22 protein-coding genes and 2 pseudogenes are annotated in these 26,997 nt (G+C 55.5%); 13 read left to right on the top strand and 11 right to left on the bottom strand.

Annotated elements, in window-relative coordinates; all coding sequences use genetic code 11:
• Nucleotides 1–314 (bottom strand): annotated as a pseudogene (locus ACZAHD_RS07505) (membrane-bound PQQ-dependent dehydrogenase, glucose/quinate/shikimate family); the annotation flags it as partial.
• A 202-nt stretch (nt 315–516) separates the two neighbouring features.
• On the opposite strand from ACZAHD_RS07505, the gene hpt reads away from it, so the two are divergent.
• Nucleotides 517–1,053: a hypoxanthine phosphoribosyltransferase gene (gene hpt / locus ACZAHD_RS07500; protein ID WP_015585135.1), complete on the top strand. Its 537-nt coding sequence runs from the start codon at nt 517–519 to the stop codon at nt 1,051–1,053.
• 67 nt (nt 1,054–1,120) lie between these two features.
• Here the strand turns inward: hpt and can are convergent, their stop codons facing one another.
• Nucleotides 1,121–1,783, bottom strand: coding sequence for a carbonate dehydratase (gene can / locus ACZAHD_RS07495; RefSeq protein WP_462456216.1), 663 nt, complete (start codon nt 1,781–1,783; stop codon nt 1,121–1,123).
• 106 nt (nt 1,784–1,889) lie between these two features.
• Between can and ACZAHD_RS07490 the strand changes: the two genes are divergently transcribed.
• From ACZAHD_RS07490 to ACZAHD_RS07465, 6 genes and pseudogenes are all read left to right on the top strand, one after another.
• Nucleotides 1,890–2,816 carry an ABC transporter ATP-binding protein gene (locus ACZAHD_RS07490; protein WP_462456215.1) on the top strand — a complete coding sequence of 309 codons (927 nt, stop codon included), beginning with the start codon at nt 1,890–1,892 and terminating at the stop codon, nt 2,814–2,816.
• On the top strand, nt 2,813–3,583 hold the full coding sequence (locus ACZAHD_RS07485) for an ABC transporter permease (RefSeq protein WP_462456214.1): 771 nt from the start codon (nt 2,813–2,815) through the stop codon (nt 3,581–3,583). Before ACZAHD_RS07490 ends, ACZAHD_RS07485 begins: the two co-directional genes overlap by 4 nt.
• Nucleotides 3,584–3,702: 119 nt before the next feature.
• The gene (locus ACZAHD_RS07480) at nt 3,703–4,143 is read left to right on the top strand and encodes a PTS sugar transporter subunit IIA (protein WP_462456213.1); all 441 of its coding nucleotides are present in this window, start codon (nt 3,703–3,705) and stop codon (nt 4,141–4,143) included.
• 62 nt (nt 4,144–4,205) lie between these two features.
• Nucleotides 4,206–5,453, top strand: a complete 1,248-nt coding sequence (locus tag ACZAHD_RS07475) for a polysaccharide deacetylase family protein (RefSeq protein ID WP_462456212.1) — start codon at nt 4,206–4,208, stop codon at nt 5,451–5,453.
• A 276-nt stretch (nt 5,454–5,729) separates the two neighbouring features.
• Nucleotides 5,730–6,212, top strand: a pseudogene (locus ACZAHD_RS07470) (Hcp family type VI secretion system effector).
• Nucleotides 6,209–6,685: a DUF2778 domain-containing protein gene (locus tag ACZAHD_RS07465; RefSeq protein WP_462456211.1), complete on the top strand. Its 477-nt coding sequence runs from the start codon at nt 6,209–6,211 to the stop codon at nt 6,683–6,685. Before ACZAHD_RS07470 ends, ACZAHD_RS07465 begins: the two are co-directional and overlap by 4 nt.
• A 608-nt stretch (nt 6,686–7,293) precedes the next feature.
• Here ACZAHD_RS07465 and panD read toward each other — a convergent pair.
• The 9 genes from panD to thpR form a co-directional block, all read right to left on the bottom strand.
• Nucleotides 7,294–7,674, bottom strand: a complete 381-nt coding sequence (panD, locus tag ACZAHD_RS07460) for an aspartate 1-decarboxylase (protein ID WP_004858002.1) — start codon at nt 7,672–7,674, stop codon at nt 7,294–7,296.
• A 203-nt stretch (nt 7,675–7,877) separates the two neighbouring features.
• Nucleotides 7,878–8,732, bottom strand: coding sequence for a pantoate--beta-alanine ligase (gene panC / locus ACZAHD_RS07455; protein ID WP_462456210.1), 855 nt, complete (start codon nt 8,730–8,732; stop codon nt 7,878–7,880).
• Nucleotides 8,733–8,743: 11 nt separating this feature from the next.
• On the bottom strand, nt 8,744–9,535 hold the full coding sequence (panB, locus tag ACZAHD_RS07450) for a 3-methyl-2-oxobutanoate hydroxymethyltransferase (protein ID WP_462456209.1): 792 nt from the start codon (nt 9,533–9,535) through the stop codon (nt 8,744–8,746).
• A gap of 122 nt (nt 9,536–9,657) precedes the next feature.
• Nucleotides 9,658–10,137, bottom strand: a complete 480-nt coding sequence (gene folK / locus ACZAHD_RS07445; protein ID WP_462456208.1) for a 2-amino-4-hydroxy-6-hydroxymethyldihydropteridine diphosphokinase — start codon at nt 10,135–10,137, stop codon at nt 9,658–9,660.
• Nucleotides 10,134–11,528, bottom strand: coding sequence for a polynucleotide adenylyltransferase PcnB (gene pcnB / locus ACZAHD_RS07440; RefSeq protein ID WP_462456218.1), 1,395 nt, complete (start codon nt 11,526–11,528; stop codon nt 10,134–10,136). Before pcnB ends, folK begins: the two co-directional genes overlap by 4 nt.
• 176 nt (nt 11,529–11,704) lie before the next feature.
• Nucleotides 11,705–12,586, bottom strand: a complete 882-nt coding sequence (gene gluQRS / locus ACZAHD_RS07435) for a tRNA glutamyl-Q(34) synthetase GluQRS (protein WP_462456207.1) — start codon at nt 12,584–12,586, stop codon at nt 11,705–11,707.
• 63 nt (nt 12,587–12,649) lie between these two features.
• Nucleotides 12,650–13,105: an RNA polymerase-binding protein DksA gene (dksA, locus tag ACZAHD_RS07430; RefSeq protein ID WP_462456206.1), complete on the bottom strand. Its 456-nt coding sequence runs from the start codon at nt 13,103–13,105 to the stop codon at nt 12,650–12,652.
• A 164-nt stretch (nt 13,106–13,269) separates the two neighbouring features.
• Nucleotides 13,270–13,986, bottom strand: coding sequence for a DNA/RNA nuclease SfsA (sfsA, locus tag ACZAHD_RS07425; RefSeq protein WP_462456205.1), 717 nt, complete (start codon nt 13,984–13,986; stop codon nt 13,270–13,272).
• On the bottom strand, nt 13,986–14,522 hold the full coding sequence (gene thpR / locus ACZAHD_RS07420; protein ID WP_462456204.1) for an RNA 2',3'-cyclic phosphodiesterase: 537 nt from the start codon (nt 14,520–14,522) through the stop codon (nt 13,986–13,988). The genes sfsA and thpR overlap by 1 nt, the downstream gene beginning before the upstream one ends.
• Before the next feature lie 72 nt (nt 14,523–14,594).
• On the opposite strand from thpR, the gene hrpB reads away from it, so the two are divergent.
• The 6 genes from hrpB (at nt 14,595) to fhuB (ending at nt 26,934) form a co-directional block, all read left to right on the top strand.
• Nucleotides 14,595–17,024: an ATP-dependent helicase HrpB gene (gene hrpB / locus ACZAHD_RS07415; RefSeq protein ID WP_462456203.1), complete on the top strand. Its 2,430-nt coding sequence runs from the start codon at nt 14,595–14,597 to the stop codon at nt 17,022–17,024.
• Nucleotides 17,025–18,225: 1,201 nt separating this feature from the next.
• Nucleotides 18,226–20,778, top strand: a complete 2,553-nt coding sequence (gene mrcB / locus ACZAHD_RS07410) for a bifunctional glycosyl transferase/transpeptidase (protein ID WP_462456202.1) — start codon at nt 18,226–18,228, stop codon at nt 20,776–20,778.
• Nucleotides 20,779–21,007: 229 nt separating this feature from the next.
• Complete coding sequence (fhuA, locus tag ACZAHD_RS07405) at nt 21,008–23,221, top strand: ferrichrome porin FhuA (RefSeq protein ID WP_462456201.1); 2,214 nt, start codon at nt 21,008–21,010, stop codon at nt 23,219–23,221.
• 46 nt (nt 23,222–23,267) lie between these two features.
• Nucleotides 23,268–24,065, top strand: coding sequence for a Fe3+-hydroxamate ABC transporter ATP-binding protein FhuC (gene fhuC, locus ACZAHD_RS07400; protein ID WP_462456200.1), 798 nt, complete (start codon nt 23,268–23,270; stop codon nt 24,063–24,065).
• Entirely contained in the window at nt 24,065–24,955 is an 891-nt protein-coding gene (gene fhuD / locus ACZAHD_RS07395) for a Fe(3+)-hydroxamate ABC transporter substrate-binding protein FhuD (RefSeq protein WP_462456199.1), read from the top strand. Before fhuC ends, fhuD begins: the two co-directional genes overlap by 1 nt.
• Nucleotides 24,952–26,934 (top strand): Fe(3+)-hydroxamate ABC transporter permease FhuB, encoded by a 1,983-nt coding sequence (gene fhuB / locus ACZAHD_RS07390; RefSeq protein WP_462456198.1) that lies wholly within the window; start codon nt 24,952–24,954, stop codon nt 26,932–26,934. Before fhuD ends, fhuB begins: the two co-directional genes overlap by 4 nt.
• Nucleotides 26,935–26,997 lie beyond the last annotated feature (63 nt).

The following is a 26,997-nucleotide window of genomic DNA, read 5'->3' as shown; positions in this document are numbered from 1 at the left end:
ATAAGCCAGATGCCGAAGAAGACCAGAATATCGCTACGCGGCGTCAGCGCCCAGAAGTCAAAACCGACTTCCCAGACGCCCCAGATCATGGTGGCGAGAAGCAACGCGGCATAGAGCCAGAGCGCTGTGCGTTTGCCCTGTAACAGCATCACGGTGACGGCCAGCATGATCAGGCCAGCAATAGGGTAATACCAGGAGCCGCCAATGGCTGCCAGCCATACGCCACCAATAAGAAGATACAGGCCGCAGAACGCTGCAAAGAGAGCTGTCAGCGTCACGAGAAGCCGTGATTGTTGAGACTTTGTTTCTGCCATAGAAAGACACTCGGTTGTTTGTTAATTTTTAATTGCAATTAATTATAGGATTTAACAAGTGTGATCGGAATCACAAAATGGGCTTTATGATTCCCTGCATCGCATATTTCTTTTTACTGGTATACTGCATAGCTTGCCGGTCAATGTCGGTGCATTCGCAGCGGTGTTGATGATTTATATTAAGAATCAAATGGTTAGTTTAATGAAACATACTGTAGAAGTGATGATCCCGGAAGCCGAGATCAAAGCGCGTATCGCCGAACTGGGTCGTCAAATCAACGAATGCTACAAAGACAGCGGCAGTGAAATGGTGCTGGTGGGGCTGTTGCGCGGCTCATTTATGTTTATGGCCGACCTGTGCCGTGAAGTACAGGTGCCGCATGAAGTCGATTTTATGACCGCCTCCAGCTACGGCAGCGGCATGTCGACGACCCGTGATGTTAAGATCCTGAAAGATCTGGATGAAGACATTCGCGGCAAAGACGTACTGATTGTGGAAGACATTATCGATTCCGGCAACACGCTGTCTAAAGTGCGTGAAATTCTCAGCCTGCGTGAGCCGAAATCTCTGGCTATTTGTACGCTGCTGGATAAGCCGAGCCGTCGTGAAGTGAACGTGCCGGTAGAGTTTGTTGGCTTTGCTATCCCGGATGAGTTCGTGGTCGGCTACGGGATTGATTATGCTCAGCGCTATCGCCATCTACCGTACGTCGGCAAAGTGGTACTGCTGGACGAGTAAGGTTTCATGCGACCCCGACCCCGAGCGATGACGCGCCGTGCTGCCGGGGTTTTCTGAAGCGGGCGGCTTACTTGTGGTTGACGTGTTTGCTCTTGAGGTTGGAAATTCCGTGACGGTAGCGCTGTTCGAGAGTTTCGCGGCTGACGGCGGTCACATCAAGATCGCGTAACAGCCCGTCATGAATACCGTAGGCCCAGCCGTGGAGGGTGACCTTCTGCCCCCGCTTCCACGCCGACTGCATAATAGTCGAGTGGCCCAGGTTATAAACCTGCTCCATGACGTTCAGTTCACATAACGTATCCAGTCGGCGCTCTTCGGGCATTTCGCCCAGCAGCGAGCTGTGTTTGAACCAGATATCGCGAATATGCAGCAGCCAGTTGTCGATAAGTCCCAGCTCGGTGTTTTCTATTGCCGCCTGCACGCCGCCGCAGCCGTAGTGGCCGCAGATGATGATATGCTCGACTTCCAGTACGTCAACGGCATACTGCACCACGGAAAGACAGTTCAGGTCGGTATGAATCACCAGATTGGCTACGTTACGGTGGACAAACAGTTCACCGGGCTCAAGGCCGGTTAACCGTTCCGCAGGAACACGGCTATCAGAACATCCAATCCACAGAAAGCGCGGCTTCTGCGTTTGTGACAATTTTGCGAAAAAACCGGGGTCTTCTTCCACCAGCATTTTTGACCATAGTGCATTATTGCTGATGAGTGTATCTATATCATTCATGGACGTTTACGACCTGTAACCAAGTAAGTGCGTTGGGCTAATATAGGTTAACCTCACTTTATTTAAAACAACCCATCGCGTGTCATGACACGAGAAGAGATATTTAATGACCATTGCTCTGGAATTAAAAAAGCTCACCAAGACCTACCCCGGCGGGGTTCAGGCGCTTCGTGGAATCGATCTGCAGGTGGAAGCCGGGGATTTTTATGCGCTGCTCGGCCCTAACGGGGCGGGGAAATCCACCACGATTGGCATTATCAGTTCCCTGGTAAATAAAACCTCCGGCGAGGTCAATGTCTTTGGCTACGACCTGCAAAAGGACGTGGTGAATGCCAAGCGTCAGCTCGGGCTGGTACCGCAGGAGTTCAACTTCAACCCGTTTGAAACCGTTCAGCAGATCGTGGTTCACCAGGCCGGTTATTACGGCGTGGAGCATAAAGAAGCGCTTCTGCGCAGCGAAAAGTACTTAAAACAGCTCGATCTATGGGAGAAGCGCAATGAACGTGCGCGGATGCTCTCCGGCGGGATGAAGCGACGTCTGATGATTGCCCGTGCGCTGATGCATGAACCCAAACTGCTGATCCTTGATGAGCCCACCGCCGGGGTGGATATTGAACTTCGCCGCTCGATGTGGGGTTTTCTCAAGGATTTGAACGATAAAGGCACCACCATCATCCTGACCACCCATTACCTGGAAGAGGCGGAAATGCTGTGCCGCAACATCGGGATTATTCAACGGGGAGAGCTGGTGGAAAACACCTCGATGAAGGCGCTGCTTGCCAAGTTGAAATCAGAAACGTTCATCCTCGATCTGGCACCGAAAAGCCCGCTGCCGACGCTGGAAGGTTACCAGTATCGTCTGGTGGATACCTCCACGCTGGAAGTCGAGGTTCTGCGTGAGCAGGGAATTAACAGTGTATTTGCCCAACTGAGTGCTCAGGGGGTTCAGGTGTTAAGTATGCGTAACAAAGCCAACCGGCTGGAAGAGCTGTTTGTCACGCTGGTGCAGGGCAGAAAAGGAGAATCAGCATGATGCAGCTTTATTGGATCGCGCTGAAAAGCATCTGGACTAAGGAAATTCACCGTTTTATGCGTATCTGGATCCAGACGCTGGTACCGCCGGTGATCACGATGACCCTCTATTTTGTCATCTTTGGCAATTTGATCGGCTCGCGGATCGGCGAAATGCATGGCTTTACCTATATGCAGTTTATTGTGCCGGGTCTGATCATGATGGCGGTGATCACCAACGCCTACGCCAACGTGGCCTCCTCGTTCTTCAGCGCGAAATTTCAACGTAATATCGAAGAGCTGCTGGTGGCACCGGTGCCGACGCACGTGGTTATCGCCGGTTATGTTGGCGGCGGGGTGGCTCGCGGGCTGTGCGTAGGGATTCTGGTTACTGCTATCTCGTTGTTCTTCGTGCCGTTCCAGGTGCATTCCTGGCTGTTCGTTGGGCTGACGCTGATTCTGACCGCGATCCTCTTTTCTCTGGCGGGTTTGCTGAACGCGGTTTTTGCCAAAACCTTTGATGATATCAGCCTGATCCCCACCTTTGTGCTGACGCCGCTGACCTACCTCGGTGGGGTATTTTACTCCCTGACTCTGCTGCCGCCCTTCTGGCAGGCGCTGTCGCACCTTAACCCAATTGTTTACATGATCAGCGGCTTCCGCTATGGATTCCTCGGTATCAACGATGTGCCGCTGCTGACCACTTTTGGCGTACTGGTGGTCTTTATTGTTCTGTTCTACGCCCTGTGCTGGTATCTGATCCAGCGAGGACGCGGTCTGCGTAGCTAACCGCGCGTCGGCAATTAGCGCCTGGCCTCCAGGTGAGGCGCTATCCGCTAATCTTGACTGTCATCACTCATCTGCGCCATCCCCTTTGTTACAGTGTTTCTCTGCTAAGGAGGCTGTCTATGTTGGGTTGGGTGATTACCTGTCATGATGAGAAGGCGGAGGAGTTGCTGGATCGTCTGGAAAAAAAGTTTGGTCCGCTGGCGCAATGCCGGGCGGTAAATTACTGGCGTAATCTTAGCAGCAATATGTTGAGCCGGATGATGTGCGATGCGCTACACGCCACGGACAGCGGCGATGGCGTGATTTTTTTGACCGACAACACCGGGGCACCTCCCTATCGCGTGGCGGCCCTGATGAGCCATAAACATACCCACTGCGAAGTGATCTCCGGTATCAGCTATCCATTACTGGAGAGCATGTATCTTCTGCGCTACACCCTGAGCAGCGAAGCGTTTCGCAATGCGATCGTGAGCAGCGGAGGCTCGGTCGTCAGCAGCCTCTGGCACCAGCAGCAAAAAAATCCGCCTTTCCGCCTGCGCCATGATGCGTTCGGGAATTAAGCGTTGGTATTGATGCCGCTTTTGTTACAATGGCGGCTGATTTCTCTACCGGTCCGTCCTGCATGTTTGTCCGAATTGTTGCCCTGTTCTTTTTGCTGACATCACTCAGCGCTTCAGCCAGCCTGCTTAGCCAGCAGGGCATGCCCGCTCGCTACATGCAAACGACGGAAGATGCGGTTATCTGGGCGCAGGTCGGCAATGACGTGATGAGCGTGGGGAACATTCGGGCCGGGCAAATTATCGCCGTGGTGCCGACGTCCGCCGATTATTATGAATTCAGCTTCGGTTTTGGCACCGGCTTTATTGATAAAGGCCACCTCGAACCGGTGCAGGGCAAGCAGCGAGTTGAAGACAGTCTTGGCGATTTGCATAAACCGCTAAGTAACCAGAATCTGCTCACCTGGAAAGATACGCCGGTATACAATGCGCCTGCCGTCGGCAGCGCGCCGTTTGGCACTCTGGCAAATAATCTGCGCTATCCCATTATCAGTAAGCTGAAAGATCGCCTCAACCAGACCTGGTTTCAAATTCGCCTTGGTAACCGACTGGCGTGGATCAGCAGCCTGGATGCTCAGGAAGATCGCGGTATCCCGATGCTGACCTACCACCATATTTTGCGTGATGAAGAGAATACCCGTTTTCGCCACACCTCTACCACGACCTCTGTGCGCGCCTTCAGCAACCAGATGACCTGGCTTCGCGACCGGGGCTACACCACGCTGACGATGTATCAGCTGGAAGGCTATCTGCGTAATAAAATCAATCTGCCGGCCCGCTCGGTGGTGATTACCTTCGACGATGGTCTGAAGTCGGTTAACCGCTACGCGTACCCGATTCTGAAGCAGTATGGTTTTCACGCGACGGCATTTATTATCTCATCGCGTATCAAACGCCACCCGCAGAAGTGGGATCCGAAATCGCTGCAATTTATGAGTGTTTCCGAGCTGAAGCAGATTCAGGACGTTTTTGATATACAGTCGCATACGCACTTCCTGCACCGGGTGGATGCGCTACGCCATCCGATTTTGTTGAGTCGCAGCTACCATAATATTCTGTTTGATTTTGAGCATTCACGGCGCGCGCTTTCGCAGTTCAATCCGCATGTGCTCTATCTTTCTTATCCCTTCGGCGGCTATAACGCGACGGCGATCGAGGCGGCGAACGACGCCGGTTTTCATATGGCGGTGACCACGGTGAGAGGGAAGGTGAAGCCGGGCGATAACCCGTTCTTACTAAAAAGGCTCTATATTCTGCGGACCGATTCGCTGGCGACGATGTCGCGGTTGATCAGCAATCAGCCGCAAGGATAAAGGGTGACGGTCCGGGGCTGAAAACGCGTACGATGGCGGAAAATGCAGGCGCAAAGTTTTGGCTAAACGTACTCACGGAGCGGAAAAATAGCGCTACGAATAAGATCTCATTGCCTGTGATGTGCTATCAGATACCCCATAGGTGAGTTTCTGAGCAGGTTCTTTATTATATCAGTCCATTAATCATCTTATTTATTTTTAGAATTTATTCGATAGCATAAACTCCATTTTTTATTTATGGTTATTTGTTCTAATCATAGAAAAAGGATGTACAGAATGGCCATTCCGGCTTATTTATGGATGAAAGATGATGGCGGTGCTGATATCAAAGGCGCGGTTGATGTTCAGGATCGTGAAGGGAGTATTGAAGTTCTTGGGTTTAGTCATGGTTTACATCTTCCAACCGATAACAGCACCGGTAAGATTACGGGGACACGTCTACATTCACCATTAATATTTCAAAAAGAATTTGATTCATCAAGTCCATATATTTATAAAGCCGTAGCAAAGGGGCAAACGCTGAAAAGCGTAGAAGTTAAATGGTATAAAATTAACGACGGTGGACAGGAATAAGAATGCTTCAATATGTTACTTGAGAACGTTAAGGTTATCTCTATTTGTCCAATGATGCATGATTGTAAAAATCCGGCAACTGAAAAATATAATCATCTGGAAGCAGTTTCATTACGTTATGAAAAAATCACATGGAAACATTGTGATGGCAATATTCTCTTTTCTGACGCATGGAATGAGCGATGATTCGATGTACTTTCTGTCTGAATGGAAATCAGCTAAGTAACCTTAGTTGCCCAGGAATCGGTTTTTTCCCTGCCTATTCGGGTACCGGAACATCACGTAACGATCCTGATGCGGTGGCTGTACCCTCTATTGGACCATTACCGACTGGCCTGTACTATCTCATTACGCGTGGTACCGGAGGAGTCGTTACGATGGTCAGTGATTCTTTAGCGTCGTTTATTTCTGGTTCGGATCGTTCGATATGGTTTGCCCTGTATCGACACGGTTCACAGATTGATGATTATACATTTATTGGTCATGTTCGAAGAGGGAACTTCAGGCTTCATCCTGCAGGTTATCAAGGTGTAAGTGAAGGTTGTATTACTTTACCCCGTTTATCTGATTTCATGTTGTTACGTGCTGCGTTGCTTAATACGCCCACAATACAGGTAACAGCGTCATTAACTGCTTTCGGTACCGTACAGGTGTACTAATGAAGCCAATACAATACGTACTATTATGGTTTGGGCAAGCATTGCTGTTTACAGTTGTGTTTGTCCTGTTATACGTGCTAATACCAGAAATAAAGATGTACAGACTGATTACGGAATTAACAGGATTTATGTCCGATTTTACATGGGATAAGTATTATTTTTTGGCTCTTTGCGTTGCTTCACTGCTCATTGTGGCAATAGTGGTTTATATAGCCGCTGCGATTCAAAAACGTTTATCCTGAGTATTCTATATAAATAAACGGTGCCCCGTCTGGGCGACGCACCGTCAGCTCTCCAGGTGTACTAATGAAACGGATACAATACGCACTATTATGGATTGGCGAAGCATTACTATATACAGTAGTTTTCGTACTGCTATTTTTATTTATACCTGAAGTCAAAATCTACTATCTGATCAGGCGCTATACAGAAGTTATATCTGGTGATATATGGGATAAGTATTACTTTCTGTCGCTTTGTATTGCTTCACTGCTCATCGTGGCAATAGTGGTTTATATAACGGCTGCAATTCAAAGACGCTTATCCTGAGTATTCTATTATAAATAAACGGTGCCCCGCCTGGGCGGCGCACCGTCAGCTATCGGCTATCAGGCAACCTGTACCGGAATGGCTTTTGCCTGGCGCTTCATTTCGTTGTCGCCTTCAAAATAGGCCACTTTCGGCTGCCAGCGGCGGGCTTCTTCGTCAGGCATAGTGACGAAGCTGGCAATAATCAGAATGTCACCCACGCTGGCGCAGTGCGCGGCAGCGCCGTTCACCGAAATGATTCGGGAGCCACGTTCGGCGGCAATGGCATAGGTGGAGAAACGGTTGCCGTTGGTCACGTTCCAGATGTGGATCGCTTCGTTTTCAAGAATACCGGACGCATCCAGAAAATCCTGGTCAATGGCGCAGGAACCTTCATAGTGCAGGTCGGCCTGCGTGACTTTTACGCGGTGGAGTTTACCCTGCAGCATATTACGAATCATGATGTCTACCTTTCTTCCCGTCCTGCTTCAGCGTGCAGGGGCGTGGCGGGCGAGCGACTTTCCCTGCTGGGGGACCGTAATGCTCTTGCCTGCCACCGCTCTGCAAGCGGATGAGTCAGGGTCTATACCTTAATGATACGAAGCGGACATGACATCCGCTTTGAGTAAATGTCCGGCAATATTGCCAGATTTTTAACCCTTGTCTACTGGCCCAGCTCGACGATGTGGTTATCGATCAACCGCGCCTGCCCCAGCCATGCGGCCATCAGGATCACCGCACGTTGACTGGTTGCCGTTAGCTCCAGCAGCGTATCCGCATCCCGGATCTGGATATCGTCGGCGCGGAAGCCTTTCTCGTTCAACTCCTGTCCGGCAAGGGTAATGATTTCATCCAGGTTACGTTCACCGGTGGCAAGCTTGTCGGCAACGGCGCTCAGCACTTTGTAGAGGCCCGGCGCAATTTTACGCTGCTCTGCGGTGAGGTAGCCGTTGCGCGAGCTCAGCGCTAAACCATCTTTAGCACGAATAATCGGCACGCCGATTATCTCAATATCGTAACCCATATCAGAAACCATTTTACGAATCAGCGCCAGCTGCTGGAAGTCTTTCTCGCCAAAGCAGGCGACATCCGGCTGGACCAGGTTAAACAGCTTGCTGACAATGGTCGATACGCCGCGGAAGTGACCTGGACGACTGGCTCCTTCAAGCATGGTTGACAGCCCCGGTACATCCACACTGGTCTGATTTTCGGTACCGTGCGGATAGATCTCTGCCGACGCGGGGGCGAAAACAAAATCCACCTTACGTTTGTTCAGCTTTTCGCAATCATCCTGCAGCGTACGCGGATAGCGCGACAGATCGTCAGGACGATCGAACTGCATCGGGTTGACGAAGATACTGACCACCACGACATCGGCGCTGGCTTTTGCGGTATCCACCAGTTGCATATGACCGTCGTGCAGGTTGCCCATGGTGGGAACCAGCGCGATACGCTTACCTTCCTGGCGCAAACGGCGAATATGCTGGCGCAGCAGCGGCAGGGATTCAATAATCAGCACAACAAGACTCCTTAATGGAAACTGTGTTCTTCGCCCGGATAAACGCCGGACTCCACGTCGGCAATATACTGCCGCACTGCGGCGCGTATGTCGCCCGCTTCAGCGAGGAAATTTTTAGCAAATTTAGGAATATGGCCGCCGGTGATCCCGAAAGCGTCATGCATCACGAGGATCTGCCCGTCGGTGACGTTACCCGCGCCAATGCCGATAACCGGAATGGTTAACGCCTCGGTGATACGTTGAGCCAGCTCGACCGGGACGCACTCAAGGACCAGCAGCTGTGCGCCAGCGGCTTCCAGTGCCAGCGCGTCGTCGAACAGCGCCTGCGCCGCATCGCCGCGGCCCTGCACTTTATAGCCGCCAAAAATATTGACCGACTGCGGGGTCAGACCGAGGTGACCGCAAACCGGCACTGCGCGTTCCGTCAGCATTTTTACCGTTTCCGTAAGCCAGGCGCCGCCTTCAAGCTTGACCATATTGGCGCCCGTGCGCATCACGATGGCGGCGTTAGCGAAGGCCTGTTCCGGGGTGGCATAGGCCATAAACGGCAGGTCAGCGAGCAGCAGACAATGGGGGGCGCCGCGGCGTACCGCCTGGGTGTGATAGGCGATATCCTCGACGGTTACCGGCAAGGTCGAGTCGTGCCCTTGCACCGTCATACCCAGTGAGTCACCTACCAGCATCACGTTGATCCCTTCATCGGCAAACAGCTTCGCAAAGCTGTAGTCATAGGCGGTGATGGTGGCGAAGCGCTGCTTTTCCTGTTTGCATTTCTGCAGCAGGGCGATAGTGGTCGGTTTCATAACGTTTCCTGATGATGAAAGTCACATTAACCGGCATTCTAACAGCAGCATTCAGAGGGGCAATGGTTTTAGGCAACCGATACCGACGATTGCCATAATGGCTAAACATGGGGAAAGGGAAACTACCAGATCGCCAGCTTTTCGGCGCCAAGGTTTTCCAGCACGTGGTGCAGAGTGGTGCCGTCCGGGAAATGGAGTGCCGGGGCAATCTCATACAGCGGCCACAGCATAAAACCACGGTTTTTCATATCGTAGTGCGGTACCGTCAGGCGCTCGCTGTGAATCACGGCATCGCCAAACAGCATAATATCGAGGTCTAGCGTTCGGGGCCCCCAGCGTTCGGCTTTGCGTTGACGGCCCTGCTGCTGCTCAATGCGTTGGGTATGATCCAGCAAGGATTCCGCCTGCAGTGCCGTCTCCAGGGCGACGGCGGCGTTGAGGTAGTCAGGCTGATCCTGCGGTCCCAGCGGCGGCGTGCGGTAAAAAGAGGAGACGGCAACGATCCGGCTGTCCGGGATGGCAGCCAGCGCCGTCACGGCAGCATTGACCTGCGCCAGAGGAGAAGCCAGATTGCTGCCGATCGCGATGTAGACGCGGGTCATGCGCCACCCTGACGCGGGGCGCGTTTACGCGGGCGACGATGGCGGCGGCGTGGCGCGGGTTCGTCATCGAGCTCGTTAAGCATCTCTTTTTGATCTGGCGGCGCCGCAACCTGGAACTCGCCCCACCATTTGGTCAGACGCTGCAGTTCGCCATTTTTCTCGGCGCCGGCCCGCAGCTCCAGCAGATCGTAGGCGGCACGGAATTTCGGATGTTCCATTAGCTTCCAGGCGCGTTTACCCTGGCGGCGGGACATGCGAAGCTGTAGCTGCCAGATATCGCGAACCAGAGTGGTAATACGCTTCGGAATGGCCAGCGTACGGCAGGCTTCATCCAGCACATCGTTCATCGCCAGCGCGAAAGCGTCGTTGTAGGCCAGACCGCTTTCCTGGGCAATTTTCTGCGCCATTTCCAGCAACGGATACCAGAACATGACCGCGAACAGGAACGCCGGGTTAACACGCATATCGTTGTGGATGCGGTTATCGGTATTCTTCAGCACCTGGGTAATGATGTGTTCCATCGGGCTATCGCCGCGCTCGGTAAAGTAGCGGGTGATGGTCGGGAACAGCGGCTGGAACAGGTTATATTCGCGCAGCAGCATGTAGGTATCATACCCATAGCCTGCCTGCAGCAGCTTCAGCACTTCTTCGAACAGACGCGCCGGAGGGACATCGTGGAGCAGTGCGGCAAGACGCGGAATCGGCTCGGCGGTTTCCGCGCTGATGTTCATATTGAGCTTGGCGGCAAAGCGTACAGCGCGCAGCATGCGGACCGGATCTTCACGGTAGCGGGTTTCCGGATCGCCAATCAGGCGAATCATCCCCTCCTGCAGATCTTTCATGCCGCCGACGTAGTCGCGCACGGTAAAATCGGCCACGCTGTAATACAGGCTGTTAATGGTGAAGTCGCGACGCTGGGCATCTTCTTCGATCGAGCCGAAGATGTTGTCGCGCAGCAGCATCCCGTTCTGGCCGCGCTGTGAAGTCACACGATCGGTGGTGTGCCCTTCATGGTGGCCGCGAAAGGTGGCGACTTCGATGATTTCCGGCCCGAACATCACGTGTGCCAGGCGGAAACGACGACCCACCAGACGACAATTGCGGAACAGTTTACGAACCTGATCCGGCGTCGCGCTGGTCGTCACGTCAAAATCTTTAGGTTTTTTATCAAGCAGAAGGTCACGTACGCCACCGCCGACGAGATAGGCTTCATAGCCCGCCTTGTTCAGTCGATAGAGCACCTTGAGGGCATTATCACTGATATCTTTGCGGGAAATTGCATGCTGTTCACGCGGGATAACCGTCATATGCGTTTGTTCAACGGCGGCTTCTGCGTCGCGCTCTTCACGGCTTAGCACCTTACGGCAAAAATTAGCGACTCGGGTAAAAATGTTGCACCTCGTAGTGTCAGACGGACTTCAGAACAAAAAATTACTCTATGAATTTCAGGTTGCAGCAAGGCGGCAAACTTGTGAGTCCCGGAGCATAGAAAACTATGTGACTGGGGGGAACAAGTGCAGCCAACGCAGGAGCAACTTGAAAGGCGACGAGTAAAAATAGCGGCTAATCATAGCTCAGCAAGAGTCATTTGAGAATGCTGGATTTTTTGCGGGCCCCAGTTGGTTACCGCATTCTTCAGTAGATCCTCAATACTTAATGCTCGCCATTCCTGCTCAATATCCTGATTAAGAAACATTAACGCCCGCATAATTTCGGGACGCGGATCGCCCTCCGGCAGCGCCGGGGCGTGGTTTTGTTTGGAGAGTTTATTCCCCTGGGCATTCACTGCCAGCGGCAGATGGACATAGTCCGGCGCCTGCCAGCCAAAATGCTGATACAGCGAAATCTGGCGTACCGTCGGCTCGATAAGGTCCGCACCGCGGACGATTTCGCTGACCCCCTGGAAATGATCATCCACGACCACCGCCAGATTATAGGCGAACAGGCCGTCACGGCGGTGGATAATGAAATCTTCCCGCGCCAGCGCCTCATCGGCGACGAGAGTGCCGCGCAGACGGTCATAAAACGCGAGCACCGGTCGCGTCTGACGTAAGCGCAGGGCGGCGCCGTGTGCGCCGAGTCGTAAATCGCGGCAGTGACCGTCATACACGCCACCGACGGCGTGAATACGGGCTCGGGTGCAGGTGCAGTAATAGCAAAGCCCCTGTTCGTGTAACCAGGCCAGCCGTTCGCGGTAGGCTTCGTGACGCTGCGACTGCCACAGCACTTCGCCGTCCCAGTGCAGGCCGTAGTGCTCTAGCTGGCGCAGAATCGTACTGGCGGCGCCGGGGACTTCACGCGGCGGATCGATATCTTCAATGCGTACGCGCCAGATACCGTTGTGCGCACGGGCCTGAAGATAGCTACCGAGAGCGGCAATCAAAGATCCGAAATGAAGTTCGCCGGAAGGTGAGGGGGCAAAGCGGCCAATATAGTGTGCGTCATTCATGGGGCGACTAATAAAACATGTAGGCGGGAGAGACTCCCGCCGGAGATACGATAGCGAAGCGGATTAGCCAGCCATCTGCTTTTCGCGAATTTCCGCCAGCGTTTTGCAGTCGATGCACAGGTCAGCGGTCGGACGCGCTTCCAGACGGCGAATGCCAATCTCAACGCCACAGGATTCGCAGAAGCCGAAATCCTCATCTTCGACTTTCTTCAGCGTTTTCTCGATCTTTTTGATCAGTTTACGTTCGCGGTCGCGGTTACGCAGTTCCAGGCTGAATTCTTCTTCCTGGGCGGCACGGTCTACCGGATCCGGGAAGTTAGCTGCTTCATCCTGCATGTGCGATACGGTGCGATTCACTTCATCCCTGAGTTGATTACGCCATGCTTCAAGAATACGCTTGAAGTGCGCCAGCTGGGCTTCGTTCATATACTCTTCGCCCGGCTTCTCTTGATACGGCTCCACCCCAGCGATGGCGAGAATACTCAGGGACGATGTTTTACGGTTTTGCCCTTCTTGCATGTTGCTTCTCCTTAACACGCACTATCGATCCCCATGTTGGGGGAAAAATCAGGCCGCTATAAATAGCAGATGCTTTTCCGGATAGCAATTATCTAAACGTTACACTTGACAACCCTGTGAAGAAAAGCGTATTTGCGCTCGCGACCCGGACACAATTTAGCCGTTTATTTACTGGGAGTTAACACCGCAGTAATCGGCTTATTCAGAGCCATCATCTTGGTAGAAAGTTCCGCTTTATAAACGAGAATTTCCACCCCCTTGGTTTGCGCCTCAATCAACAGCTGTGCGTATCTGGCATCAATATGATGCGCGGGTGAGAAACGGTCAATCGCTGAATGGAGCACAGCGAACAAAATTACCGCCCGGTCGCCTGCTGCTGCCACGCTCATCAGCTCCCGAAGGTGCTTTTGACCGCGCGCGGTAACGGCATCGGGGAAATAACCGCTTTCATTTTCCGCCAACGTAACCGATTTCACTTCAATATAGCAGTTTTGTCGTTCTTCTGCCTGTAACATAATGTCAATACGACTCTTTTCCTCGCCGTATTTTATTTCACTTTTCAAACGGTTATAGCCAGAAAGTTCGACAATGTTCCCCGCCAGTATCGCCTCTTTTGCCAGTACATTTGCGCGTAAAGTATTAACACAAATTATCGCGCCGCGCTGGGTTTGCGTTAATTCCCAGGTATGGGCGTATTTGCGTTTCGGATTATCGGAGGTGGAGTACCAGACGGTATCGCCGGGGGTCGCGCAGCCGGTCATTGCGCCGGTATTCGGGCAGTGCAGCGTCAGCTCCCGACCGTCAGGGGTGACCACATCCGCCAAAAATCGTTTGTAACGTTTAATCAGGGTGGCGGATTGTAAAGGTGGATTGAACTGCATCAGCTTTCCTTGTTAAAGGGATAACGTTCCAGCGCGGTGTAGCGGGTGCGTCCGCGGGAAAAACGGGATTCATAAAGCACAAATTCACTGACGGTAAAGGTCCAGTTGAAGCCCGGCGGCGGAATGGGTACCGCGTGGCGGGCCTCGCGCAACAGGGTTATATGCGGATGAAACGGCTGCGGGCTTTGATAGCAGCCGCTGCGTGCCGCCTGGGCGCGCAGCATGCTGGCCAGTTGCAGCAGGCCACGCGGAGGCTGGCGGGTACCGAGCCAGACTACGCGGGAACGCAGCCACTGGCCGGCATCGTCGAGCGTGAGCGTAAAACCGGGTTGGCGGATGCGCCCGGCCAGCGCCGCCAGCGCACGCTGCTTATCCGCGCTGACTTCGCCGAGAAAGGCCAGCGTCAGGTGCAGGTTATCCGCGGCCACCGGCCGTCCGGCATCTTCCAGGAAGTTCGCCGCGCGCCAGTGAACGATTTGCCGCTGGGTTTCAGCAGGCAGCTCAAGGGCGAAAAACAGCCTTTTCGGCTCGGACATGATAGAGACTCGGTAATGAATTATCAGGATGCTACAATGCTTGCCCGCAAATGTTAACCTCCGGATCCATTCGTGTCCCAATTGCCGGTTGCCGCCGTCCTCTCTGAACTTCTTTCCGCACTGCAGCAGGCGCCGCAGGTATTACTCAATGCGCCAACCGGCGCCGGGAAATCAACCTGGCTGCCGCTGCAAATACTCGCCGATGGCCATATCGACGGGCGCATTATCCTGCTGGAGCCGCGGCGCTTAGCCGCCCGTAACGTGGCACAACGTCTGGCCGAACTGCTGGGTGAGAAACCGGGGGCGACCGTCGGCTACCGGATGCGCGCCGAAACCTGCGTCGGACCGCATACGCGGCTGGAGGTGGTGACTGAGGGCATCCTGACGCGGATGATTCAGCACGATCCCGAACTGAGCGGCGTCGGGCTGGTGATCCTTGATGAGTTCCACGAGCGTAGCCTGCAGGCGGATCTGGCGCTGGCGCTGTTGCTCGATGTCCAGCAGGGGCTACGTGATGATCTTAAACTGCTGATTATGTCCGCGACGCTGGATAACGATCGCCTGCAGCGGCTGCTGCCCTCAGCGCCGACCATCTCCTCTGAGGGACGTGCGTTCCCGGTGGAAAAACGTTTTCAGGCGCTTGCCGCGCATCAGCGTTTCGATGAAGCGGTCGCCATCGCCGCTGCAGAACTGCTGCGCCAGGAACGCGGCTCGCTGCTGCTGTTCCTCCCAGGCGTAGGGGAAATTCAGCGGGTACAGGCACAGTTGGCCGAGCGGGTGGCCGACGATGTGGTGCTTTGCCCGCTGTACGGGGCGCTGCCGCTGAGCGAGCAGCGTAAAGCGATTCTCCCCGCAGCGGAAGGCAAACGCAAAGTGGTACTGGCGACCAATATTGCCGAGACCAGTTTAACCATCGAAGGCATCCGGCTGGTGGTTGATAGCGCCCAGGAGCGCGTCGCCCGCTTTGACGCCCGTACCGGCTTAACCCGACTGATTACGCAACGCATCAGTCAGGCCTCAATGACCCAACGCGCCGGTCGCGCTGGCCGTCTGGAACCAGGGATTTGTCTGCATTTAATCGGCAAAGAGCAGGCGGAACGCGCGGCGGTCCAGAGCGATCCTGAGATACTGCACAGCGATCTGTCGGCGCTGCTGCTGGAGCTTTTACAGTGGGGATGCCACGATCCGGCGCAACTGAACTGGCTCGATTTACCGCCTGAGGCAAACCTGGCCGCGGCCCGACGCTTGCTTACGGCGCTATCGGCGCTGGAGGGCGACAGGTTATCGGCACGCGGGCGCAAAATGGCCTCGCTGGGTAACGACCCACGTCTCGCGGCCATGTTGACAGCGGCAGTCGATTCGGATGATGCGGCGACCGCGGCGCAACTGGCAGCGATCCTCGAAGAGCCCCCGCGCGGCGGAAACAGCGATCTCGGCGCGGCGTTTGCCCGCCAGCAACCGAACTGGCAGCAGCGGGCGCAGCAGCTTCTGAAGCGGCTGGGCAGCCGCGATGGTCAGCCCGATGCACAACGCCTGGCGCCGCTGCTGGCGCCGGCATTTGTCGATCGGATCGCCCGTCGCCGTGGTCAGGAAGGGCGCTATCAGCTCGCCAATGGGATGGGGGCGATGCTGGACGCCGACGATGCGCTCGGGCGCCACGAATGGCTGATTGCGCCTCTGCTCCTGCAGGGCAGCGCCTCGCCGGATGCGCGGATTCTCCTGGCGCTGCCGTTGGATGTCAATGCGCTGCTGGCGCAATGTCCCGGGCTGGCGCAGTGTTCCGACACCGTCGAATGGGATGAGGCGCAGGGAACGCTGAAGGCCTGGCGACGCACCTGCATTGGTCAACTGGTGTTAAAAACTCAGCCGCTGGCGAAGCCCTCGGAACAGGAGCTGCATCAGGCGATGCTCAACGGGATCCGCGATAAGGGCCTCGGCGTGCTTAACTGGACACCGGAAGCCGAACAGCTGCTCCTGCGCCTGCACTGCGCGGCACAATGGTTGCCAGAAGAGGCGTGGCCAGCCGCCGACGACGCCTCGCTGCTGGATTCACTTGAAGCCTGGCTGCTACCACAGATGAGCGGAGTACACTCGCTGCGGGCGCTGAAAGCATTGGATGTGCGTCAGGCGCTACAAAACTGGCTGCCGTGGCCGTTGCGACAGACGCTGGACAGCGAACTGCCAACCCACTACACGGTGCCGACCGGGAGCCGGATTGCGATCCGCTACCATGCCGACAATCCGCCCGCGCTGGCGGTGCGTATGCAGGAGATGTTTGGCGAAGCCGCCACGCCGACGATAGCTCAGGGCCGGATCGCGCTGGTGCTGGAACTGCTGTCGCCTGCCCAGCGTCCGCTGCAGATTACCCGTGACCTCAGCGCTTTCTGGCAGGGGACCTATCGCGAGGTGCAAAAAGAGATGAAGGGGCGTTACCCCAAACATGTCTGGCCGGACGACCCGGCCAATAGCGCTCCGACGCGGCGTACCAAAAAGTATTCGTAGCCGCGCTTGTCGAGCTCCGGTTATAGCGTCTGAGTCCACAGCAGCAGCTCACTGCCAGTGGCGCTGTAGTGCAAAGGGCGCCCTGGCGTAAGCAGATCCGCTGGGCCGCCTGCGCCGCGAGATAGCGCGCATGTTTAGGCGCTGTCGGTGGAGAAACGCAGCATCGTTTTAAATGGTCAGCCCTGGAGAGCGGGGGCATCGCCGTTGCCGAATCTGGTGATTGAGCCAATTCGGCAGGTCGTCACGCTGTTCTGTTTTAATAGTAAGACATTTCCCCTTCCCGCCCTCGATGACTGGCCGGGAGACATTATTAAAAATATCCCTCAAGGGGAGTAAAACGGTGTGAAATAAATACCAGGAAGGCTATATCGTCATTTTATTGACTGCGTAAGCTATTAATAAATGGCACCAGCTGGTAATTAAACTGGCCGCATTTTGTGGCTTCCGGCGTCCGGTCCTGCCGCATTTTTTCACATAACGTTCGCCGGCGGCCACGGAAGAGAGTTGTTCCAGCTACGCTGCGTTGCTGACGGCGGGGCTGAGCATAGACGAACGCTTCTGCTGGCAACCCGCGAGAACGGCGTTCATCAGCAGCGGAAATATAACGGAAGTTCGCATAATATCTTAAACAGATGGGGTTAACTGAAGGACAGTTTAAAAAATATTTCCATACTGTCATCAGGACATATTATTATCGCTATTTGTTAATGTGCTTCGGTTTTTATCGCCAAACGGTTTAATGTCTCTCTGACTTCTTTGCCAGAATATTGCTTGTTACACGCAGAATATAATATTCATCCAGCGCTGAGACTTTTGCTTTTTATCGCTGAAGAGGCTTTCAGGCAGACCGTTGAGGCGATGAACGGCGAGGATATTTTCGCTTTTGTTACGTCGTGAGGGCGTAAAATGCTGGTTAAGCCTGTCCCGGTTTAGTGCTATCCTGTGTCACCTGGACTATTTGTGCTATGTCCCAAAATTCTCGTCAGGCGATGTGTGTAACATTATGATTTATATTATGAATACTCAAAGAGTGCATAAACGTACATCATGAGCGTGCCCTGAGACGCGAAGCGCTGTGATACCGAGGTCGTTGCCTGCGGGTTGAGACCTCCGGGCTTGAATTTGAGAGATATCTTCTTCCTCTTTCAAGAGGAAGTATTGAGAATCGGGCTTTTACGCCTGAAAGTTGCGGAGAAAAAGCATGGCGGGAGATGACCGCGAGCGTATCGGACGTAAGGGAAAGCCCTCGCGTCCGGCAAAACAAAAAGTGACTCGTCGTCGGGTTCGGGATGAGGACTATGACGACGATTACGACGACGATGATTATGAGGATGAAGAGCCGATGCCGAAGAAAGCAAAAGGCAAAGGTAACAAGCCTCGCCGTAAACGGACCTGGCTATGGCTGCTGTTCAAACTAGGGATCGTGATGGCGGTGGTGGTTGCCGCTTACGGTGTCTACCTCGATCAGAAAATCCGTAGCCGTATCGACGGCAAGGTTTGGGAGCTTCCGGCGGCGGTCTATGGCCGCATGGTTAACCTCGAACCGGATATGCAGATCAGCAAAAACGAAATGATTCGTCTGCTGAATGCCACGCAGTACCGTCAGGTCAGCGCGATGACGCGCCCCGGCGAGTACACCGTGCAGGCCAACAGCATTGAGATGATCCGTCGTCCGTTTGATTTCCCTGATAGTAAAGAAGGCCAGGTGCGCGCACGTCTGACCTTTGACGGCGATCATCTGGAGACGATTGAGAATATGGAGAACAACCGCCAGTTCGGTTTCTTCCGTCTCGATCCACGGCTGATTACCATGCTGCAGTCGGCAAATGGCGAACAGCGTCTGTTTGTGAAGCGCAGTGGCTTCCCGGATCTGCTGGTGGATACGCTGCTGGCGACCGAAGACCGTCACTTCTATGAACACGATGGGATTAGCTTGTACTCGATTGGTCGTGCGGTGCTGGCGAACCTGACGGCCGGGCGCACGGTGCAAGGGGCCAGTACGCTGACCCAGCAGCTGGTGAAAAACCTGTTCCTTTCCAGCGAGCGTTCTTACTGGCGTAAAGCGAACGAAGCCTATATGGCGCTGATCGTTGATGCGCGTTATAGCAAGGATCGTATCCTTGAGCTGTATATGAACGAGGTGTACCTCGGTCAGAGCGGTGACAACGAAATTCGTGGCTTTCCGCTGGCGAGCCTCTATTACTTTGGTCGGCCGGTCGAAGAGCTCAGTCTCGATCAGCAGGCGCTGCTGGTCGGGATGGTGAAAGGCGCATCGATTTACAACCCGTGGCGTAATCCGAAGCTGGCGCTGGAACGACGCAACCTGGTGCTGCGTCTGCTGCAGCAGCAGAATGTGATTGATCAGGAGCTGTATGACATGCTGAGCGCGCGTCCGCTGGGTGTGCAGCCGCGCGGTGGCGTGATCTCTCCACAGCCGGCGTTTATGCAGATGGTTCGTCAGGAACTGCAGGCGAAACTGGGTGATAAGGTGAAAGATCTCTCCGGCGTGAAGATCTTTACTACCTTTGACTCTGTCGCGCAGGATGCGGCCGAAAAAGCAGCGACCGACGGCATTCCGGCCTTGAAAAAACAGCGCAAGCTGCCGGATCTGGAAACCGCGATGGTGGTGGTTGACCGCTTTACGGGTGAAGTGCGGGCGATGGTCGGCGGTGCCGAACCGCAGTTTGCCGGTTATAACCGCGCGATGCAGGCCCGCCGCTCAATCGGTTCTCTGGCGAAGCCGGCGACCTATCTGACGGCGCTGAGTTTACCTAACCAGTATCGCCTGAACACCTCGATTGCCGATGCACCGATCACCCTCCGTCTGTCAAACGGTCAAACCTGGTCCCCGCAGAACGACGATCGCCGCTTTAGCGGTCAGGTGATGCTGGTGGATGCGTTGACGCGCTCGATGAACGTGCCGACTGTTAACCTCGGAATGGCGCTGGGTCTGCCGGCGATAACCGACACCTGGGTCAAACTGGGCGCGCCAAAAGATCAACTGCATCCGGTACCGGCGATGATTCTCGGGGCGTTGAACCTGACGCCGATCGAAGTCGCGCAGGCGTTCCAGACCATCGCCAGCGGCGGTAACCGCGCGACGCTTTCGGCGCTGCGTTCGGTCATCGCCGAAGATGGTACCGTGCTGTATCAGAGCTATCCACAGGCAGAGCGGGTGGTGCCGGCGCAGGCGGCGTACATGACGCTGTGGACCATGCAGCAGGTTGTGCAGCGCGGTACCGGTCGTCAGCTTGGCGCGAAGTATCCGGGTCTGCACCTGGCAGGGAAAACCGGGACCACCAACAATAACGTCGATACCTGGTTTGCCGGGATCGACGGGAGCCAGGTGACCATTACCTGGGTGGGGCGCGATAACAACCAGCCGACGAAACTCTACGGTGCCAGCGGTGCGATGTCTATTTACCAGCGCTATCTGGCTAACCAGACGCCAACGCCGCTGGTGTTGACGGCGCCGGAAGACGTGGTGGACATGGGCGTGGACAGCAATGGCAACTTCGTATGTAGCGGGGGGATGCGTTCGCTTCCGGTCTGGACAACCACGCCGGATGTGCTGTGTCGCCAGGGTGAACAGATGCAACAGCAGCAACTGGAGCAGCAGCAGCAGAACAATCCGTTCAATCAGTCCGGGCAGCAGCAACCGGTGCAACAGCAGCCACAGCAGCAACAGCCAGCGAAGCAGGAAAAGAGCGATGGCGTAGCAGGCTGGATTAAGGATATGTTCGGCAGTAACTGATCGTCGTCGCCAGGCCCCCTGATACAAAGGTATCAGGGGGCTTTTTTATTTCTGCACATGACTTAACAGTCACTTAACCCCACAACAACTGCCTGGTTATTATTTCATCCTTCAGTCTTCAGCGCGGGGCATATCACTTGCCTTGCATTCTGCGTTTCGCCTATTATGCCAACAGTCATAATAATAATTCTCGTTTACGTTATCATTCACTTCCATCAGAGATATACCCATGGCGCGTCCCAAAACTGCTCAGCCAAATCACTCGCTGCGTAAAATCGCAGTCGTAGTAGCCACGGCGGTTAGCGGCATGTCTGTCTATGCGCAGGCAGCAGTCGAACCGAAGCAAGAAGAAACCATCACCGTTATCGCGGCACCTGCCCCGCAAGAGAGTGCATGGGGTCCGGCACCCACTATCGCCGCGAAACATTCGGCGACGGCGACCAAAACCGATACCCTGATTGAAAAAACACCACAGTCTGTCTCCATTGTCACCCGTGCCGAGATGGACATGAAGCAGCCGACTACGGTGAAAGAGGCGCTGTCCTATACGCCGAGCGTGTTCTCCACCCGTGGCAGCTCTACCACCTATGACGTGGTGACCATTCGCGGCTTCACAACCTCCACAACGGTCAATACCAACCAGTATCTGGACGGCATGAAGCTGCAGGGGAACAACTATTCCGAAGTGTCGATGGACCCTTACTTCCTTGAGCGAGTGGAAGTGATGCGGGGGCCAACATCGGTGCTGTACGGCAACAGCAACCCTGGCGGTATCGTCAGCATGGTGAGCAAGCGTCCGATGGCCGAACCGTTGAAAGAAATTCAATTCAAGATGGGCACCGATAATCTGTGGCAGACCGGTTTTGACTTCAGCGATGCCATTGATGATAGCGGCGTATGGTCGTATCGACTGACCGGTTTAGGCCGCAGCCAGGATGCGCAGCAGCAGATGGCGAAATCGACTCGCTATGCGGTCGCGCCTTCCTTCAGCTGGCGTCCGGACGATAAAACCGACTTCACTTTCCTGAGCAACTTCCAGAACGATCCATATGCGGGTTACTACGGCTGGCTGCCTCGTGAAGGGACCGTGGTACCGTATTATGACGCCAACGGCAACGCCCATAAACTGCCAACTGATTACAACGAAGGCGAGCCGGATAACAAGATGTCCCGCCGTCAGCAGATGGTTGGCTACAGCTTCTCGCATCAGTTCGATGACACCTTCACCGTGCGCCAGAACCTGCGCTATACCGACGTGAAGACGCTTTATCGCTCCGTATACGGTAATGGCTACTCGGCTCCGGGCCAAATCAACCGCGCCTATGTGCGCTCTGATGAACATCTCAATACGTTCACCGTTGATACTCAACTGCAGTCTGACTTTGCCACCGGCGCGGTCAACCATACCTTGCTGACCGGCGTTGATTACTCGCGCATGCGTAACGATGTGAATGCCGATTACGGTTCTGCCGATGGTATCAGCATGAACAACCCGCAATACGGCGATGCTAACGTCAATGTGAACTTCCCCTACGCGGTGCTGAACCGCATGGAGCAGACCGGCTTGTATGCTCAGGATCAGATGGAGTGGGAAAAATGGGTGATGACGCTGGGTGGTCGCTATGATTACGCCATGGCTTCCACCCTGACGCGCTCTTCTGACGCTCTCGTGGAAAACCACGATCAGCAGTTTACCTGGCGTGGCGGTATTAACTATCTGTTCGACAACGGCATCTCTCCGTACTTCAGCTATAGCCAGTCCTTCGAACCGGTTTCCGGCACTTCCCGCGAAAACAAGCCGTTCGATCCTTCCCGCGGCGAGCAGTATGAAGCGGGCGTGAAATACGTTCCGAAAGATATGCCGGTGGTGGTGACCGCAGCGGTCTATCAACTGACCAAAGACAAAAACCTGACGGCGGATCCCAATGATCCGTATGGAGTTCATAGCGTTCAAACAGGTGAAATTCGCTCGCGCGGTTTTGAGCTGGAAGCAAAAGCGGCCGTCAATGCCAATATCAACCTGACTGCGGCCTATAGCTATACCGATGCGCAGTACACCGAAGATACCGTATTTAAAGACAAGCGTCCGGCGGAAGTTCCGCGCAACATGGCATCGCTGTGGGCGGATTATACCTTCCACGAGAACGCGCTGAGCGGTCTGACGGTCGGGGCCGGCGCGCGTTATATCGGCTCGACGGTGAGCTACTACAAAAATGATACGGACTCCGGGAAGAAAAACGACGCCTTCAACGTGGCTGGCTATGCATTGATGGATGCCATGGTGAAATACGATTTGGCGCGTTTTGGTCTGCCAGGATCGTCAGTGGGGATCAACGTGAACAACCTGTTCGATCGTGAGTACGTATCCAGTTGCTACAGCGAATACGCGTGCTACTGGGGCGCGGAGCGCCAGGTTGTTGCAACTGCAACCTTCCGTTTCTAATCACTTACCAGGCGCGGTTCGCTGCGCCGTTCACCGGGTCGCCGCTATGCAGGAAAACTCTCCACACGCTGATACCACGTTTTCGTTGAATCGCGTTACCTTTCGCGTACCTGGCCGTACGCTGCTGCATCCTCTCTCCTTAACTTTCCCGGCGGGAAAAGTGACGGGGCTGATTGGCCATAATGGCTCCGGCAAATCCACACTGCTGAAAATGCTCGGCCGTCATCAGCCCCCGTCGGAAGGCGATGTGCTGCTGGACGGGCAGCCGCTGGATAGCTGGAGCAGTAAAGCTTTTGCCCGTAAAGTCGCCTATCTGCCGCAGCAACTGCCGCCAGCGGAAGGGATGACGGTGCGCGAGTTGGTGGCCATTGGCCGCTATCCGTGGCACGGTGCGCTGGGGCGTTTTGGTGTTGCCGACCGGGAGAAAGTTGAAGAGGCGATTGCGCTGGTCGGCCTTAAACCGCTGGCGCACCGGCTGGTTGACAGCTTGTCCGGTGGCGAACGCCAGCGGGCGTGGATTGCCATGCTGGTGGCGCAGGACAGCCGCTGTTTACTGCTGGATGAACCCACCTCGGCGCTGGATATTGCCCATCAGGTTGATGTCCTGGCGTTGGTACACCGTTTGAGTCAACAGCGCGGGTTAACGGTGATCGCCGTCCTGCACGATATCAACATGGCTGCCCGTTACTGTGATTATCTGGTCGCGTTACGCGGTGGTGAGATGATTGCTCAGGGCATACCCGCGCAACTGATGCGCAGCGAAACGCTGGAGCAAATTTACGGTATTCCGATGGGGATTCTGCCGCATCCGGTGGGTCGTGCGCCGGTAAGCTTTGTCTATTGATGGAAAAGATCTCTTTAATCACCCGTCGCCGTTTGCTGGCGGCGATGGTCCTGTCGCCTCTGTTGTGGCAGATGCGCGGCGCCCAGGCTGCAACCCTCGATCCGCAGCATATTGTGGCGCTGGAGTGGCTGCCGGCAGAACTCTTGCTGGCGCTTGGCGTGACACCTTACGGCGTGGCTGATATCCCGAACTATAACCTGTGGGTGAATGAGCCAGCGCTGCCCTCCTCGGTGATTGATGTAGGGCTGCGTACGGAGCCGAATCTGGAACTACTGACGCAGATGAAACCGTCGTTTATTGTCTGGTCAGCCGGATATGGACCGTCGCCAGAGAAGCTGGCGCGCATTGCCCCTGGGCGGGGATTCACCTTCAGCGACGGTAAACGACCGCTGAGGATGGCGCAACAATCTCTCACCGAGATGGCCGGGCTGATTGGCCGGGAGCAGGCGGCGAAGCGCCATCTGGCGGAATTTGATGCACTGATGGAAAATCTACGCCCGCGTTTCGCCCGTCGCGGCGATCGTCCGCTGCTGATGATCACCTTGCTCGATCCTCGCCATGTCCTTGTTTTCGGCAATAATAGCCTGTTCCAGGAGGTGCTCGATCGCTTTGAGATTAAAAATGCATGGCGCGGTGAAACCGCCTTCTGGGGCAGCGTCAGCGTGGGAATCGATCGGCTGGCCGCCTACAAAGAGACCGATGTCATCTGTTTTGACCATGGTAATCATGCCGAAATGAGCCAACTGATGAGTACGCCGCTCTGGCAGGCGATGCCGTTTGTCCGTGAAGGACGCTTCCAGCGTGTGCCGGCTGTCTGGTTCTACGGCGCGACGCTGTCGGCGATGCATTTTGCCCGCGTGCTGGCCAATGCCCTGGGAGGTGCGGCATGAGATCGCGACTGTCCCCTCTGGCGGCTTTGCTGCTGACGGTGCTGGCGATCGCCGCGTTTGCACTCAGCTTCTTGAATCTCCAGGCGGCGTTGCCGCAGCATGAGTGGCGCCAGGCGCTGTGGCAGCCGGATATCGACAATATTGCTCAGATGTTGTTCCACTACAGCCTGTTGCCAAGACTGACGGTGTCGCTACTGGTTGGCGCAGGACTCGGACTGGTGGGGGTGCTGTTCCAGCAGGTGTTGCGTAACCCGCTGGCAGAACCGACCACCCTCGGGGTGGCGACCGGCGCCCAACTGGGGATGACGGTGACGACGCTGTGGGCGATTCCCGGCCTACTGGCTTCGCAGTTCGCCGCGCTGGCGGGAGCCTGTCTTGTGGGGGCGCTGGTTTTCGGCGTCTCGTGGGGGAAACGGCTGTCGCCGGTGACCCTGATACTTGCCGGTCTGGTGGTCAGCCTGTACTGCGGGGCGCTGAACCAACTGATGGTCATTTTCCATCACGATCAACTGCAAAGTATGTTTCTGTGGAGCACCGGTACGCTGACGCAAACCGACTGGAGCGTGGTGCAACGGCTGTGGCCGCAGCTGATCGGCGGCCTCATCTTAACGCTGCTGTTGCTGCGCCCCCTCACACTGATGGGACTGGATGATGGCGTGGCGCGTAATCTCGGACTGGCGCTTTCTCTGGCACGCCTGGCTACGCTGACGCTGGCGATCGTTATCAGCGCGATGCTGGTGAACGCGGTGGGGATTATCGGTTTTATCGGCCTGTTTTCGCCGCTGCTGGCGAAAATGCTCGGCGCGCGTCGTCTGCTGTCGCGCCTGCTGCTGGCGGCGCTGATTGGCGCGCTCATTCTCTGGCTGTCGGACCAAATTATTCTGTGGCTGACCCCGGTGTGGCGGGAAGTGTCCACCGGTTCCGTGACCGCGCTGATCGGCGCACCGTTGCTGTTGTGGCTGTTGCCGCGCTTGCGCAGCATCAGTGCGCCGGTGATGAATGCCGGTGACAAAGTGCTGGTGGAGCGGCAAAACGTACGAGGATTTGCGTTTGGCGGTTTGCTGATTCTGCTGCTGGCGCTCCTCATTGCGCTGGCCTTTGGCCGGGATGCTCAGGGCTGGCACTGGGCGAGCGGTACACTGTTGGATCAGTTGATGCCGTGGCGCTGGCCGCGGGTGTTCGCCGCGCTGTTCGCCGGGGTGATGCTGGCGGTTGCAGGCTGTATTATCCAGCGCCTGACCGGTAACCCGATGGCCAGCCCGGAAGTCCTGGGCATCAGCTCCGGCGCGGCCTTTGGTATTGTCCTGATGCTGTTTTTCGTTCCCGGCAATGCTTTCGGCTGGCTGCTGCCTGCCGGTAGCCTGGGGGCGGCGACGACGCTGCTGGTGATCCTGGTTGCTGCCGGGCGCGGCGGTTTCTCTCCGCACCGGATGCTGCTGGCGGGGATGGCACTCAGCACCGCCTTCACCATGCTGTTGATGATGCTGCAGGCCAGCGGCGATCCGCGTATGGCGCAGATTCTGACGTGGATTTCCGGGTCGACATATAGCGCCACGCCGGAGATGGTCGTCCGGAGCGGGATCGTGATGGTACTGCTCCTCATTCTGGTGCCACTGTGTCGGCGCTGGCTGACGATTCTGCCGCTCGGTGGTGAAGCCGCGCGCGCGGTAGGTATGGCGCTGACACCGTCGCGGGTCGCTCTGTTGCTGCTGGCAGCCGGCCTGACGGCGGCCGCCACGCTGACTATCGGCCCGCTGAGTTTTGTTGGCCTGATGGCGCCGCATATTGCGCGCATGATGGGATTCCGTCGTACGATGCCGCAGATGGTGATGGCCGGACTGATCGGTGGCTTGCTGCTGGTCTTTGCTGATGGGTGCGGGCGAATGATGATGTTTCCGTATCAGATCCCCGCAGGTCTGCTGTCGACCTTTATCGGCGCGCCGTACTTTATTTATCTGCTGAGAAAACAGAGCCGGTAATGTTCCCCGGTAGCGCTGCGCTTACCGGGGCGACAAAAACACAGGCCGGGCAAGCTGGCGCCG

The organism is Raoultella sp., from assembly GCF_039594335.1.
Lineage (GTDB): Bacteria > Pseudomonadota > Gammaproteobacteria > Enterobacterales > Enterobacteriaceae > Klebsiella.
Note: the sequence above shows the minus strand (reverse complement) of the source record. Positions and strands in the feature narration are given on the sequence as shown.

Coding starts and splice junctions, on each gene's coding strand:
- hpt (WP_015585135.1), top strand. CDS start 517: ATGAAACATACTGTAGAAGTGATGATCCCGGAAGCCGAGATCAAAGCG.
- can (WP_462456216.1), bottom strand. CDS start 1,783: ATGAATGATATAGATACACTCATCAGCAATAATGCACTATGGTCAAAA.
- ACZAHD_RS07490 (WP_462456215.1), top strand. CDS start 1,890: ATGACCATTGCTCTGGAATTAAAAAAGCTCACCAAGACCTACCCCGGC.
- ACZAHD_RS07485 (WP_462456214.1), top strand. CDS start 2,813: ATGATGCAGCTTTATTGGATCGCGCTGAAAAGCATCTGGACTAAGGAA.
- ACZAHD_RS07480 (WP_462456213.1), top strand. CDS start 3,703: ATGTTGGGTTGGGTGATTACCTGTCATGATGAGAAGGCGGAGGAGTTG.
- ACZAHD_RS07475 (WP_462456212.1), top strand. CDS start 4,206: ATGTTTGTCCGAATTGTTGCCCTGTTCTTTTTGCTGACATCACTCAGC.
- ACZAHD_RS07465 (WP_462456211.1), top strand. CDS start 6,209: ATGATTCGATGTACTTTCTGTCTGAATGGAAATCAGCTAAGTAACCTT.
- panD (WP_004858002.1), bottom strand. CDS start 7,674: ATGATTCGTAATATGCTGCAGGGTAAACTCCACCGCGTAAAAGTCACG.
- panB (WP_462456209.1), bottom strand. CDS start 9,535: ATGAAACCGACCACTATCGCCCTGCTGCAGAAATGCAAACAGGAAAAG.
- folK (WP_462456208.1), bottom strand. CDS start 10,137: ATGACCCGCGTCTACATCGCGATCGGCAGCAATCTGGCTTCTCCTCTG.
- gluQRS (WP_462456207.1), bottom strand. CDS start 12,586: ATGAATGACGCACACTATATTGGCCGCTTTGCCCCCTCACCTTCCGGC.
- dksA (WP_462456206.1), bottom strand. CDS start 13,105: ATGCAAGAAGGGCAAAACCGTAAAACATCGTCCCTGAGTATTCTCGCC.
- sfsA (WP_462456205.1), bottom strand. CDS start 13,986: ATGCAGTTCAATCCACCTTTACAATCCGCCACCCTGATTAAACGTTAC.
- thpR (WP_462456204.1), bottom strand. CDS start 14,522: ATGTCCGAGCCGAAAAGGCTGTTTTTCGCCCTTGAGCTGCCTGCTGAA.
- mrcB (WP_462456202.1), top strand. CDS start 18,226: ATGGCGGGAGATGACCGCGAGCGTATCGGACGTAAGGGAAAGCCCTCG.
- fhuA (WP_462456201.1), top strand. CDS start 21,008: ATGGCGCGTCCCAAAACTGCTCAGCCAAATCACTCGCTGCGTAAAATC.
- fhuC (WP_462456200.1), top strand. CDS start 23,268: ATGCAGGAAAACTCTCCACACGCTGATACCACGTTTTCGTTGAATCGC.
- fhuD (WP_462456199.1), top strand. CDS start 24,065: ATGGAAAAGATCTCTTTAATCACCCGTCGCCGTTTGCTGGCGGCGATG.
- fhuB (WP_462456198.1), top strand. CDS start 24,952: ATGAGATCGCGACTGTCCCCTCTGGCGGCTTTGCTGCTGACGGTGCTG.